We start from the raw sequence: 13,941 nt of genomic DNA on the forward strand, positions 1-13,941 counted from the left end.
CGCGCTTTCGTCAGTCGACGATCTTCCCTCTTCCCGACTTCACCGCGCTGCGGCGCGACTTGTGTTCGAGCCGCCGTTCCTTCGATGCGCGCGTCGGCCGCGTCGCGACCCGGGCCCGCGGCGTGAACGCGACGCTGCCGATCAGCGCATCGAGCCGCGCGAGCGCCGCGTCGCGGTTTTTTTCCTGGGTACGGTACTCCTGCGACTTGATCACGACGATGCCGTCGCGCGTGATGCGCTGGTCGGACAGCGCGAGCAGCCGCTCCTTGATGACGGGCGGCAGCGACGACGCACGGATGTCGAACCGCAGGTGAATCGCGCTCGACACCTTGTTGACGTTCTGCCCGCCGGCACCCTGCGCGCGCACGGCCGTCCATTCGACTTCGGCCGGATCGAGCGTATAGCGGATCATCATCGCGACGTCTCCTTGCGGCGGTGCGCAAGCGCCTCGTCGACGCGCGCGGCGAGCCCCGAATCGCGCTGCGTGCGGGTTGCGACCGCCTGCGCCAGCACGCGCCGCGGGCCGATCACCTGCACGCGCGTACGGGCGCGCGTGACGGCCGTATAGACGAGTTCGCGCGTGAGCACGCGGCCGAACGACGCCGGCAGCACGAGCGCGGCCTCGTCGAATTCCGAGCCCTGCGATTTGTGGACGGTGAGCGCGAATGCCGTTTCGTGCGGCGGCAGCGCCGCAGGCGACACCGCGCGCACGGTGCCATCCGCGCGGCGGAACCACACACGCAGCACGCCATGCGCGTCCGGCAACGCGATGCCGATGTCGCCGTTGAACAATCCGAACGCATAGTCGTTGCGCGTCACCATGATCGGCCGCCCGGTAAACCAGTGCGCACCGACCGCAAGCGGCACGCGCGCCACGTGACGCACATGCGCGGCCACGAGTGCATTGACGTGCTCGGCGCCGCGCGAACCGGTGCGCGTCGCGCACAGGATCCGGAACCGGTTGAGCGCATCGAACAGCGGCAGCGGATCGGGCACCGGCGCCGCGAGCGCGACGCGCAACGCATCGAGGTACGCACCGAACCGGCGCGCGAGCCGTTCGACCGTCGACGCTGCAAGCATATCGCCCGCATCGTCGTGGAACGACGCGGCGGCCGTATCGTCCATCGGCAACGCGTCGAGCGCGGCCTGCACGTCGCCGCGGCGAATCGCCAGTGACAGCCGGCCGATCGGCGAATCGAGACCGAAGCGGTAATTGCGTTCGAGCCACACGACGCAATCTGCGAGCGGCGCCGGCGCGGGATGGGCGGCCGTGGTTTCGCCGGCTTGCGGTGCGACCGCGAACGCCCGCGCCGCATCCGCTGCCTCGCCCGCCTCGAACGGAGCAAGCTCGATCGCGTCGAGCCATGCGAGTTCGTCGGGTTCGATCCATGCGGGGCCGGGGCCGGACGCGCGGGCATCGGTCGCGGAGCGGGTGTCGCTCGACGCAACGTCTGCCGGCTGCGACGACGCAGCCGGTTGTGCGGCGTCGGTCGGGGACACCGCGTCGTCCTGCGGTTCGTCGTCGAACAGCGACGCCTGACGCGTATCCGGTTTCGTTCGCGACGCCGGCTTGCGCGTGGCCGTAAACGACGCCCGTATGGACGCCTGGACCTGCGCCGCGACTGCAGCGGCAGCCGTGTGCGCAGCCGCTCCCGTTTCGGCGGCCCCGTCGTCCGGCACCGGCAACGCCGCAACGAATGCGGCTTCGTCGATGCCGAGGGCCTGCGCGATGCGCGTGCGCGCCGCGGCGGTAAACGTCGGTCGCGCGCTCAGTTCGGCGAACACCGCGCCGGCCTCGACCGCGGCCAGCTGGTCCTTGTCGCCGAGCAGCACGAGCCGCGCACCCGGCGCGAGCGCGTCGAGCAGATGCGCGGCGAGCGCGACGTCGATCATCGACGCCTCGTCGACCACGATCAGGTCGTACGGCAACGGATTGTCGCGATGATGGCGGAAGCCCGCTGCCCCGCCGCCGCCCAGCAGGCGATGCAGCGTGTACGACGTGTCGGGCAGGCGCGCGGCGAGTTCCGGCGGCAGGTCGCCGGCCCGCGCGTGCAGCGCTTCCTGCATCCGCTGCGCGGCCTTGCCGGTGGGCGCCGCCAGCGCAATGCGCAACCCCGGATGCGCGTCGAGCAGGCACGCCAGCACGCCGACGACGGTCGTCGTCTTGCCGGTGCCGGGGCCGCCGCTGACGATCGTCACGCGCCCCGTCAGCGCGACGATCGCCGCGACGCGCTGCCAGTCCACATCGCCCGTCGCCGGCCCGAAGTAGCGCGCGAGACTGTCGCGCAACCGCTCGGGCGACAACGCATCGTCGGGTGCCGCCTCGCCGGCCTGCGCGACGAGCGCATCGGCGAGCCGCCGCTCGTAGTCGAAATAACGCGACAGATACAGATGGCCGTGCCGGTCGACGATCAGCGGCCTCTCGTCGCCGCGGGCAAGCGTGCCGAATGCCACCACGCCGCTCGCGGCAAGCGCGGCGCGCACGTCGTCGAGCGGTTCCTCGTAGCGCTGCGCGAGCGCGCCGAGCGACACGCACACGTGGCCGCCCGCCGTCGCCCGGCTCGTCGCGAATGCGGCACGCGCGGCCCAGCGCGCGGCCGCGGCCGGCGCGCCCGCGCGGCGCGACAGGTCGCCGATGCGGCGCGCGAATCCTTCCGCGAGTGCAATGCCGAAATCGGCCGGCTCGGGCAGCCGCGCAACCAGGCCGCCGGTGAATTCGAACGTATCGTCGGCAACGTTCATGCGCGGCCCCCTTCCATCATCCGGTCGAGCGCGTCGACGAGTTCGCGCGCGGGCCGCCGCGCATACACACCGGCCGGCTCGCCGCCACTGCGCCAGTCGGGCCGCACGCCGCGCACGAACAGGTACAGGTAGCCCGCGATATGCGTGTCGTAGTCGTAATCGGGCAGTCGCCCGCGCAGATAGCGATGCAGCGCGACCGTGTAGAGCAGCGCCTGCAGGTGATACGCATGATCAGCCATCGCGACGTCGAGCGCGCGCGGGCCGTAGGAGTCAGGCGTATTGCCGAGATGGTTCGACTTCCAGTCGACGATCCAGAACCGGCCGTCGTGTTCGACGATCATGTCGATGAAACCCTTGATGAAACCGGCGAGCATGCCCGCCTCCAGTGCAACGTCCGGATAGCCGTGCGCGACCAGCAGCCGGCGCAGCGCGCCCAGCTCGAGCGACGGCACCGGGAACAGGAACCCCATTTCGTCGAGCCGCTTCGCCGGATCGAGATCCGCAAGCCGCATGCCCGGCACGAGCTCCGTGCTGACGACGTCGCCGACGAGCCGCGCCATCATCGCCGGCAGCCGCACCCCGAGCTCGGGTTCGGCCTCGACCGGCCGGTCGTGCAGCGCGCCGAGCGCCGCTTGGTGCCATGAGTCGGGCGCCGTGAAGCGGCTCAGTTCGAACAGGCGGTGCAGGCACTCGCCGGCTGCCGCGCCGCGCGGAAACACGAGGATGTCGTCGTCCGGCGGCTCGGCCGCGACCGTGTCGGCCACGGCGAATTCGCCGCCCGGTGCGACCGCGGCAAGCGCATCGTGATCGGGCCGCAGCTCGTCGTCCGGCACGATCGCGACACCCGCCTCCTCGCGCGCCATCGACGCGGTCAACGAACTGAAGCTCGCCATCCGCCACGCATCGCGCAGCACGCGCGTCGCATGACGGGCCGCGAGCGTCTGCGACGCATCGTGCCCGGCCGCGAGGCGCTCGCGACGCGCGGGCACCGGCAACGGCGCGACACTCACGGGGCCGCCCGCCAGTGCTTGCCATGCGGCGTCGAGCGCCGCTTCGTCGGGCGGCTCGTCGAGCCACGCGTCGAACGCCTGACCGGCGCCCGCGACGAGCCAGTTGAGCACGCTGCGTCGCGCCTCGCGGGTCGACCGCGACGACAGATACGGCCCGGCGACGAGATAGCACCGATAGACCGCGCGCGTGAGCGCCACGTAGACGAGCCGCGCGCGTTCCGCCGCCTGCTCGCGCAACGCCTGACGCGCCGCGTGCGCAGCCGCTTCGTCGTCGCACCCGTAATGCAGCACCGCGTCGCCCGCGTCGTCGTGATACTCGCGCGCGTCGGGCAACCCCGATGCGGACGGTTCGCGCAGGCCGCCGTCGTTCAGGAACGGGCAGAACACGACCGCGTATTCGAGGCCCTTCGACTTGTGCACGGTCACGATCTGCACGAGGTTGCGATCGGATTCGAGACGCAATTGCGCTTCCTCGCCGCCGCCGTCGAGCCGTTGCGCGGCAAGCCAGCGCAACGTCGGTGCGATGCCCGGTTGCGCGGACGCGCGCGCCTGCGTCAGTTCGGCCAGGTGATTGATGTCGGTCACGCGGCGCTCGCCGTCCGCACCGGCCATCAGCCGCTCGGCGATACGCAGCTCGCGCGTGAACGTGCGCCACATCACCGCGAAGCCGCGTTCGCGCCACAGCAGCCGATAGCGCGAAAAACGCTCGACCCAGCTCATCGCATCGGCGCTGTCGGACGCTTCGCGTGATGCGTCGCCGTCACCCTGCTCCATGCGCCACAGCGCACCCGCATCGAGGCCGAACCAGTCGGCCGCGAGCGCCGCGCGCAAGCGCCGCAGATCGCCCGGCGCATCGATTGCCGCGAGCACGCGTTCGAGCTGCTCGGCGTCGCCGGTCGAAAACACCGACGCCTGCGCGAGCTCGACGCTGCCGATGCCCCAGGTGGCAAGCACGCGCTTCACGAGACTGCCCTGCCGGTGCGTCTGCACGAGCACCGCGATGTCGCCCGGTGACAGCGGCGTGTCGCCGAGCCGCGCGTGCCCTTCGCGCGCGCCGCGCATCAGTCGCGCGATCTCGGCCGCGCAGGCCTGGGCGGCCTGCGCCTGCGCATCGCGCTTGAGCAGCGTGCCGTCGCCGCCCGGCAGCGTCCAGATCCGGAAATCGCCGGCCGGGCCCGGGTCGGTGCCGTCGACGAACGGCGCACGCACCCGCGTGCCGGCCCGCACCGCGTAATAGTCGAGCCCGTCGAGCACGAACGCGCGCGGATTCGACATGAACAAGCGGTTGCACGCGTCGACGATCGCCGGCGTCGAGCGCTGGTTGACCGCGAGCGTATAGCACGCGCTCGCGCTTGCCCGCGCGGCCAGGTAGGTATGCAGATCCGCTGCACGGAAGCTGTAGATCGCCTGCTTCGGATCGCCGACGAGAAAGAGCGGCCCGCGCGGCGCGAAAATCCGGTCGAAGATCGCGAACTGCAGCGGGTCGGTATCCTGGAATTCGTCGATCAGCGCAGCCGGATAGCGTTCGCGCAGCGTCTCGGCGAGCCACGGATGCGTGTGCAGCGCGCGATACAGGTTCGCGAGCAGGTCGTCGAACGACACGACGCGGCGCGTACGCTTGCGCTCGGCCAGTTCGGCCGGCGCCATGTCGAGCCAGTCGGCGATCAGCGCGAGCCAGCGCGCCTGCTGCGTGGCCTCGGCCGCGGCCACCGCCGCGTCGAGCGCGTCGGCGACGTCGAAGAACGGGTGCTCCGGTGTCGCGCCGCCCTTTTTCGTCGCTTTCACGAGCGCGGTGCGCGTGAGCTTGAGCGCGGGCTTCGGCAGCGCGGCCGTCGCATTGCCCTGCGCGAAATGCGCGGACCACGCGCCGAGTGCATCGACAACCGCGTCGGGCTTGTGCGAGCGCTGGTTAAGCACGGGCTGCGCCGTGCGCAACAGCGCGTCGATCGCGTCGCGCTCATCAGCCCACATCCGTGCGGCCTCCTCGAAGCACGCGGCGGCGGCGGCCTCCGCCGATTCGTCCGGCTCGCCCACGCCATCCCAGCGCAGCGCGGCAAGCGGCTTCTTCAGCCGACGGGCGAGCTGCGCATCGAGCGCAGCCGGCCCCGCGCCCGAATCGACGAGCCACGTCGCGAAACCGGGCCAGCGTGCGGCCATCGGCTCGACCCGAGTGCGCCAGAAGTCCGCCGCGAGCTCGAAGCGCAGCGCCGCATCGTCGGCCTGCATGTCGAACGCGAACGGCATCGCGGCCGCGAACGGCGCTTCCTGCAACGCCCGCTGGCAGAACGCGTGGATCGTATGGATCGCCGCCTGGTCGAACGCGCGCAGCGCGCGCTGGATCCGCTTCGCGGCGATCTCGGGATCGAGCGCGCCGGCTTCGCCGAGCGTCGTCTCGAGCAGCCGTGCGACGAACGGATCGCCGCCGTCGTCGCCCGTCGCGAGCGCATGCGCGAGCTGCGCGAGCCGCCCGCGAATCCGCTCGTGCAGTTCGGCAGTCGCCGCCTTCGTGAAGGTCACGACGAGGATCTGGTCCGCGCCGAGATCCTTTTCGAGCAACAGGCGCACGTACAGCGCGCAGATGTTCCACGTCTTGCCGGTGCCGGCGGACGCCTCGATCTGGTTGACGCCGTCGAGCGGACACGCGAACACGTCGAGTTCGAGCGCCGCCTGCGGCTGGGATGCGGCGCTCATGCGACCTCCTTCAGGTGTGCGAGCATCGGCTCGAACACGAGCCGCGCGAGTGTGCCGAACGGCTCGTCGAGCGATGGGTGCGCGCCACGCCACGCGATCGCGATGGCCGGGTCGTCGGCTTCGCTCGCGACACGCTCGTTGACCCACACGCTCGCGGCCTTGGCCTCGCCGTCGGACACGCGCGCCCATGCGCTGCGCGGAAAGAACCGCAGCGGCATGCGCCGCCCCGCGCGAAACAGCGCGGCAAGCGGCGCGAGCTGCTCGAGCGGCGCCGCGACCGGCGTGAGTTCGAATGCGCCGCCGCTGCCGAACCACAGCGTGCGACGCGGACCGTCGGGCACCACCGCGCAGTAGACGAGGTGCACGAGCCACGCGGACAGATAGTCGCGCGCGCTCGGCCGGGCATAGCGATAGATGATCTGCCCTGCAGGCGTCAGCCGGTTCAGCGTGCCGTGCAACGCGAGCGGCTCGCTCACCGCGTCGCCGGCCAGCATCGCATCGTCGGCACCGAACAGCGCCTGCTCGGTGTCCGGCCATGCGGGCACGACTTCGAGCGTAAACGGCCGCCGCTCCATCCCGTCGGCGAGCGCGTGCCGTACATTCGATGCGAGCTGCGTCATCGAGCCGAGCGCCTGATCGCGCCAGACGGCGCCCGTCGCGCCGCCCGGCAGTTCCGGGCTGGCGTCCGCGATACGCTGCGCATGGTCGTGCACGCCGCCGTCGCCCGATTCGATCAGGAGCGGCAGCACGCGCTCGGCGAGCGCGTCGCTGCCGGCGAAATCGAGCGCGAACGGCTCCGTGTCGAGCAGTTCGGCCTGCGCGTCGGACAGCACGATGCCGAGCCGCGCGCGCAGCAACGCACGCGCCGGATGCCGCCAGAAACGTTCGAATTCGCTGAACGCGACGGGTTCGGCCGGCTCGGCCGGCAACGGCTGCGCGAAGAACGGCTGCTCGCGCGTCGCATCGCGCGACGCTTCGGCCGCGAGCAGCGCCGCAAGCGTCGCGCGCTCGGCGTCGTACGAAGCCAGTTCGCTGTCGGGCCGGAAATACGCAGCCGCGAATGGTTGCAGGGGATGCTCGACGACGAACGCGCGCCGCGCGGCATCGACCTCGTCCGGTGCGGCGTCGGGGCCGGCCGTGACGAGCGCAAGATGGTCGAGCAGTTCATCGACGAGCGCTGCGGGCGGCAACGGCGCGTTGTCGCGGATGCTGCGCCCCGTATAGGCGATCAGCAACCGGTCGCGCGCCGCGAGCAGCAGATCGAGAAACAGGTTGCGCTCGTCGTCGCGGCGCTGCCGGTCGCCGAGCTTCGGCAGCACGGCCATCAGGTCGAACTCGTCCGCGCGCGCGAGGCTCGGCAGCACGCCGTCGTCCATCCCGAGCAGGCAGACGACGCGATACGGCAACCCGCGCAGGCTCGTCAGCGACGAGAACGTGACGCCGCCCCACGGCACCCCGCCGCGCGCCGGATCGTCGAGCGCAGCAGCCAGCCCCGCGCGCACGACCGCCGCCGGCAACGCCTCGTCGGCCGCGCCTTCGATCATGGCGGCCAGCATCGCGTCGAGCGCGTCGCGCACGCCCGCGAGCGCGTCGGCATGCGCAGCACCGGAATCGAAGAAGCGCGCGAGCGTGTCGGCGAACAGTTCGCTCCAGGCACTCGGCGTATGCGCGTCGGCGAGCTGCCGCGCGAAGCCGTCGAGGTCGTCGGTGAAGCGCGCGAGCCGGCCGAGCAGTTCGGCCTCGCTGCCGGTGGCCGCCTCGATCGGCAGCCATGCACCGACCGGGGCCGCCCCTTCGGGCATCGCATAACCGAGGAAGAGCCGCGCGAGCGCATCGGAGAACGTATGGCGCGGCGCGGGCACCGCCACGTCGTCGCTCGTCGTCGGCGACAGCCCGCGCCGCGCGCCGGCGGCCGCAAGCCAGGTCTGCACCGTCTCGAGCGCGGCCGCGTCGATCCCGTAGCGGGCCGCCACCGCGTCGACGCGCAGCCATTCGACCAGCTCCGGCGCACCGACCTGCCGCTCCGGCAGCGCGAGCCATTCGAGCAGCACGCGCGCGACCGGGTTCGCCTGCGACGGCGGCAGGCCGGTGATCCGGTAAGGCACGCGCGCGCCGCCGGCGCCCGCCGTGCCGAATACGGCATCGATCAGCGGCCCGGCCGCCGCGAGATCGGCGACCGCCACCAGCACGTCGGACGGCTGCAGCGTCGCGTCGGCGTCGAACCACGCGAGCAGCCGGTCATGCAGCACCTCGAGCTGGCGCGCGAGGCTGTGGCACACGTGTACCTCGATGCCGCGTTCGGCCGGCGCATCGCCGAGTTCGGCCTCCGGCCGCAGGTCGAGGATCGCGTTCTGCACACGCGCGAGCCAGGTGGGCGCGGGATTCCCGACGAAACGCGACGCATCGCCTGACGCGGCGCTTTCGGTCAGCTCGTGCAGCATGTGCAGTTGCGCCTGCGTCTGCCGGCCCCACTCCGCGAGCAGCGGGTGGCCGACTTCCTGATAGTCGAGCCGCCCGGCCGCATCGAGCGCCTCGGCATGCGCGGCGGTGACGATGTCGAACCAGAATTCGCGGCACGGGTTGAGCGCATAGACACGCACGTCGATCCAGCGCGACAGCTCGCGCAGCAGCGCGACGTGCAGCGGCGGCATGGTCGGCAGCGCGAACACGCTGACCGACTCCGGCCAGTCGACGCGCGCGACGCTCTCGCGATCGAGGTTGCGCGCCTCGACGAGAAAGCGATGCGCGGGCGGCGTGCCGCTGTCGCTCAGCTCGGCGAGCAGCGCGCGCCACAACGCGGCCTGCCACTGCTCGTCGTCGCGCGTGGCGTCGCTGATGCCGCGCGGCGCGGCGTCGCCCGCGAGCACCGACTCGCCGGCCTGCCAGGCGGCCAGCCATTCGGGCCGATAGGTCAGGTAATGATCGAGCACGGCCGCGACGCGCTGCGCGAGCTCGTAGCGCATCGCATCGTCGGACGCGGACAGATACGCGGCGAGCCGCGGCGACGCGCGCCACGGCGCGTCGCCCGCGGCCTGCGCGAACAGCCGGTAGCAGCGCCACACGAGCCGGTCCGGTGCGAACGGCGAGCGCCTGGGGACCTCCATCACGCGGCCGATCTGCGCCCACAGCCATTGCGCGAGATACGTGAACTCGACGTTCGCGCACACGCCGTGGCGCGCGGCGATGTCGAGTTCGAGACGGCGGCGTAGCGCCGCGCTCGGCACGATGACCTGCTGCTGCGCCCACGGGCCGTTGCGGGCCGGGAACGCGGCCAGATCGTCGAGCAGCGCGTCGGCCAACGTTTCGTGACGGTTCGAATAGAAGAGATGGAGCATGAAGCGGATGTCGGTGCGTCGCGCCGGCCGGGCCGGGCGAACAGGAGCACCAAGGATAGCAAAAGGGCCGTCGCGGCGAAGCTCGTCCGAACGGCCAGGTTTTGCGGACCGCGAAATACGATAGACTCGTCGCCAGTCAATACGCCGCCCCGGGCGTCTTCGTCTGCCATTCAGCCCATCGATGCGCTATTCGGTCGAAATCAGAAAGTTTTTCTACAGCCAGTATTTTTTCGGCGGCCTGCGGATCGCGGTCGGCGTGTCGCTGCCGGCGGTACTGTGCCTGATCGTGTTTCACGACCGGGATCTCGGCTTCACGATCTCGACCGGCGCGCTCGGCGCGTGCGTCGTCGACATGCCCGGCCCGCTCAAGTACAAGCACAACGAAATGCTCGCGTGCAGCGTGATCGGCTTCCTGGCCGCGCTCGCGACCGGCCTCGCGACGCCGAACATCTTCGCGCTGTGGCTGACGATCGTGCCGCTCACGTTCGTGCTGTCGCTGATCGTCGTGTACGGCAACCGCTGGCCGCAGATCAGCTTCGCGACGCTGTTCATGATGGTGATGACGCTCGAGGAGAAGTTCACGCCGCTGCAGGCGTTCATCAACGCCGGCTGGATCCTCGCGGGCGGCCTCTGGTACACGTACTGGGCAACTCTCGTGTCGCAATGGCAGGCGCGCCGGATCGAGCAGCAGGCGCTCGCCGAAAGCCTGTTCGCGTGTGCCGACTACCTGCTCGCGCGCGCGCAGTTCTACGATCTCGAGGCCGATCTCGACGAGTGCTACCGCAATCTCGTCGCCAAGCAGATCTCGGCGGTCGAAACGCAGGAAACCGCGCGCGACATCGTGCTGCGCAACCTGCCGAAGCTGCGCCGCGGCAAGCTCGACCCCGGCCGCACGACGATGTACAACCTGTTCATCAACAGCGTCGACCTGCATGAGCTGTTCGTCGGCGCGCACACCGACTACCCGCTCGTGCGCAACACGTTCGGCGGCTCGGACCTGATCATTTTCTACCGCGACCTGATCCGCAAGGCAGCCGCCGATCTCGAGGAGATCGGCCTCGCGGTGCTCGAGAACCGCGCACCGCATTCGCGGATCAGCGTGAAGGCCGAGCTGCGCGCGATCGAGTACGAGATCGAGCTGATGCGCAAGAAAAACTTCGCGGCTAACAATCCGGAAGCGTACGCGGCGGTGCTCGCGACGTTCCGGCGCATCTGGAGCGCGACGCGCCTGATCGACCGGATGCGGCGCAACCTGTCCGGCCATGCCGACCCGCAGCAGACCGAACTGAAGATCGACAAGGCGCTCACGCGCTTCCTGCAGCGTCGCCGGATGTCGCCGCTGCTGATCTTCTCGAACCTGAACATGCGCTCGCCGAGCTTCCGCCACGCGCTGCGCGTGACGATCGCGGTGGCCGTCGGCTTCTGGCTCGGCCGGCTGCTGCCGCTCACGAACGCGTACTGGATCGTGATGACGAGCATCATCATCCTGAAACCCGGCTATTCGCTGACCAAGCAGCGCAACGCGCAGCGGATCATCGGCACGCTGATCGGCTGCGCGGCGAGCATCGCGCTGATCTACACGGTGAAGGAGCCGCACCTGCTGATCGCGATCATGTTCGGGTCGATGGTGATGAGCTACAGCCTGCTGCTGTTCAACTACACGGCGAGCGTCGTGTTCACGTCGTCGTACGTGCTGCTGATGTTCCACCTGCTCGCGCCGGGCAGCATGCGGATCATCGGCGAACGCGCGATCGACACCGTGGTCGGCTGCATGATCGCGATCGCCGCGAGCCGGCTGTTCCCGTACTGGGAATACCGGTTGATGGGCAAGCTCGTCACCGACATGCTCACGTCGACCCGCAAGTATTTCGAGGCCGCGTGGCGCGCCGGGCGCGGCGTGTCGTCGCCGCCCGTGCCGGTCGCCGACGGTGCGGCCGTCGTGCCGGGCGTCGCCGCGGCAATCGAAACGCCGGCCGCGAGCCTCGACGACGACTACCGGTACCGCCTCGCGCGCAAGGACGTGAACATCGCGTTCGCGAACCTCGGCCAGGCGTTCCAGCGGATGATGATCGAGCCGAAGGCGCACCAGCGCTTCGTGCCCGAGCTGAACGACCTGCTCGTGCAGACGCACGTGCTCGGCGCGCAGATCACGGCCGCGGCCCCGCTGATCCGCAGCGCGTGTGCGGCCGACGACAACTTCGTCCACGACGACGCGCTGCACCGCGGCCTGTCCGCCGTGCTCGACAACCTCGAAAAGGCGGAATCCGGCGAACCGCCGCCGGCCGACCAGCTCGACGCAACGAAGCAGATCACGCGCGAGCTCGACGCGATGGTCGTCTCCGCGGAAAAATCCGACGCGGTCGGCGCCGAACTCACGCACGACCTCAAGGTGCTCGCGCACCAGTGCAAGCAAATGCTTGCGTCATCGCTGCTGATCCGCAAGGACGCGAGCGTCATCCGCCTGCCCGCATGACGTCGTTCCGCCGGCGCTCGCCCCGCGCGCAGCGGGGCAGCCGCCGGCGCGCCCCGCTGCGGCCCGCCCCGCACGCGTGACCCTCCCGCTCCGCGCGGCGGCCCGCCGGCCGCGCGCTCGCGTGATCCCCGATTCCGCCGGTTGCGCCAGTCAGGGAATACCCGATTCCGGCCATCTGCCCGGCTTGTTATCATTCGTTCACATTTTAAGTTGTATAGACAACTTGAGCCAACCGGACCGGCCCGCTCGCCCGGTCCGTAGCACAACGATATCGGAGACTCGATGAAGAACTTGCAACGCCACCTGAGCGCGCGGCACATCCGCTTTCTCGCGCTGGGCTCGGCGATCGGCACCGGTCTGTTCTACGGTTCCGCGTCGGCGATCCAGCTCGCGGGCCCGGCGGTGATCCTGGCCTACATCCTGGGCGGCGCGGCCGTCTACATGGTGATGCGCGCGCTCGGCGAGATGGCCGTGCGCGAGCCCGTCGCCGGCTCGTTCGGCCACTACGCGACCGAAAACCTGGGCCCGTTCGCCGGTTTCGTCACCGGCTGGACCTACACGCTCGAAATGGTGATCGTCGCGATCGCCGACATCACCGCGTTCGGCATCTACATGGGCTTCTGGTTTCCGGACGTCCCGCAATGGATCTGGGTGCTCGGCGTCGTCGCAGTCATCTGCGGGCTGAACCTGTGCCATGTGAAGGTGTTCGGCGAGCTCGAATTCTGGTTGTCGATCATCAAGGTCGGCGCGATCGTCGCGATGATCGGCGGCGGCGTCGCGATCCTGCTGACCGGCATGCACTTCGGCCATTCGGCCGACGTGCCGACCTTCGCGAACCTGTGGAACCATGGTGGCTTCTTCCCGAACGGCGTCGGCGGCCTGATCGCGTCGCTGTCGGTCGTGATCTTCGCGTACGGCGGCATCGAGGTGATCGGGATGAGCGCCGGCGAGGCGAAGGATCCGGAGCGCGTGATTCCGCGCGCGATCAACGCGGTGCCGGCGCGTATCCTGCTGTTCTACGTGCTGACGATGGTCGTGTTGATGTCGATCAGCCCGTGGACGGGCGTCGGCAACGACGGCAGCCCGTTCGTGCAGATCTTCTCGGCGCTCGGCGTGAAGTCGGCCGCGACGATCCTCAACCTCGTGGTGATCAGCGCGGCGATCTCGGCAATCAACAGCGACATCTTCGGCGCGGGCCGGATGATGTTCGGGATGGCGCGGCAGGGCCAGGCGCCGCGCGTGCTGATGACGACGTCGCGGCACGGCGTGCCGTGGGTCACGGTGCTCGTGATGGCGGGCGCGCTGTTCGTCGGCGTGGTGCTCAACTACCTGATGCCGAAGGACGTGTTCCTGGTGGTCGCGGCGATCGCGACGTTCGCTACCGTGTGGGTGTGGCTGATGATCCTGCTGTCGCAGGTCGCGATGCGCCGTCGGCTGTCGAGCGCGGAAGTCGCCGCGCTGAAGTTCAAGGTGCCGCTGTGGCCGGTGGCGCCGGCGCTGACGATCGCGTTCATGGGTTTCGTGATCGTGATGCTCGGCTGGTTCGACGACACGCGCGTCGCGCTCTACGTCGGCGCGGCTTGGCTCGCGCTGCTCGCGGTCGTGTTCTACGCACGGATCCGCCCGAAGTTTGCCGCTGCGTCACGTTGACGCACGACTGATTTCCCCCGCGCGGGCGCCGGTTTCGGCG

The 13,941-nt window shown here is 70.2% G+C and carries 6 protein-coding genes; 2 read left to right on the forward strand and 4 right to left on the reverse strand.

What is annotated here, in order from left to right; genetic code table 11:
* Window positions 1-10: 10 nt before the first annotated feature.
* Genes arfB through recC form a run of 4 tightly spaced genes read right to left on the reverse strand, consistent with a single transcriptional unit; the run spans window position 11 to window position 9,778 of the window.
* Window positions 11-415, reverse strand: a complete 405-nt coding sequence (gene arfB, locus BX604_RS01420; RefSeq protein WP_096502930.1) for an alternative ribosome rescue aminoacyl-tRNA hydrolase ArfB — start codon at window positions 413-415, stop codon at window positions 11-13.
* Entirely contained in the window at window positions 412-2,742 is a 2,331-nt protein-coding gene (locus tag BX604_RS01425; RefSeq protein ID WP_098549245.1) for an AAA family ATPase, read from the reverse strand. Before BX604_RS01425 ends, arfB begins: the two co-directional genes overlap by 4 nt.
* Window positions 2,739-6,443, reverse strand: coding sequence for an exodeoxyribonuclease V subunit beta (gene recB, locus BX604_RS01430; RefSeq protein ID WP_098549246.1), 3,705 nt, complete (start codon window positions 6,441-6,443; stop codon window positions 2,739-2,741). The genes BX604_RS01425 and recB overlap by 4 nt, the downstream gene beginning before the upstream one ends.
* Window positions 6,440-9,778, reverse strand: a complete 3,339-nt coding sequence (gene recC, locus BX604_RS01435) for an exodeoxyribonuclease V subunit gamma (protein WP_098549247.1) — start codon at window positions 9,776-9,778, stop codon at window positions 6,440-6,442. The genes recB and recC overlap by 4 nt, the downstream gene beginning before the upstream one ends.
* A gap of 181 nt (window positions 9,779-9,959) precedes the next feature.
* Between recC and BX604_RS01440 the strand changes: the two genes are divergently transcribed.
* Both BX604_RS01440 and BX604_RS01445 read left to right on the forward strand, forming a co-directional pair.
* Complete coding sequence (locus BX604_RS01440; RefSeq protein WP_098549248.1) at window positions 9,960-12,251, forward strand: FUSC family protein; 2,292 nt, start codon at window positions 9,960-9,962, stop codon at window positions 12,249-12,251.
* Window positions 12,252-12,533: 282 nt separating this feature from the next.
* On the forward strand, window positions 12,534-13,901 hold the full coding sequence (locus BX604_RS01445; protein ID WP_098549249.1) for an amino acid permease: 1,368 nt from the start codon (window positions 12,534-12,536) through the stop codon (window positions 13,899-13,901).
* The last annotated feature ends 40 nt before the right edge of the window (window positions 13,902-13,941 follow it).

This window comes from Burkholderia sp. JKS000303 (genome assembly GCF_002563755.1).
In the GTDB taxonomy this organism is placed as follows: Bacteria; Pseudomonadota; Gammaproteobacteria; order Burkholderiales; family Burkholderiaceae; genus Burkholderia; species Burkholderia anthina_B.

Coding starts and splice junctions, on each gene's coding strand:
- arfB (WP_096502930.1), bottom strand. CDS start 415: ATGATGATCCGCTATACGCTCGATCCGGCCGAAGTCGAATGGACGGCC.
- BX604_RS01425 (WP_098549245.1), bottom strand. CDS start 2,742: ATGAACGTTGCCGACGATACGTTCGAATTCACCGGCGGCCTGGTTGCG.
- recB (WP_098549246.1), bottom strand. CDS start 6,443: ATGAGCGCCGCATCCCAGCCGCAGGCGGCGCTCGAACTCGACGTGTTC.
- recC (WP_098549247.1), bottom strand. CDS start 9,778: ATGCTCCATCTCTTCTATTCGAACCGTCACGAAACGTTGGCCGACGCG.
- BX604_RS01440 (WP_098549248.1), top strand. CDS start 9,960: ATGCGCTATTCGGTCGAAATCAGAAAGTTTTTCTACAGCCAGTATTTT.
- BX604_RS01445 (WP_098549249.1), top strand. CDS start 12,534: ATGAAGAACTTGCAACGCCACCTGAGCGCGCGGCACATCCGCTTTCTC.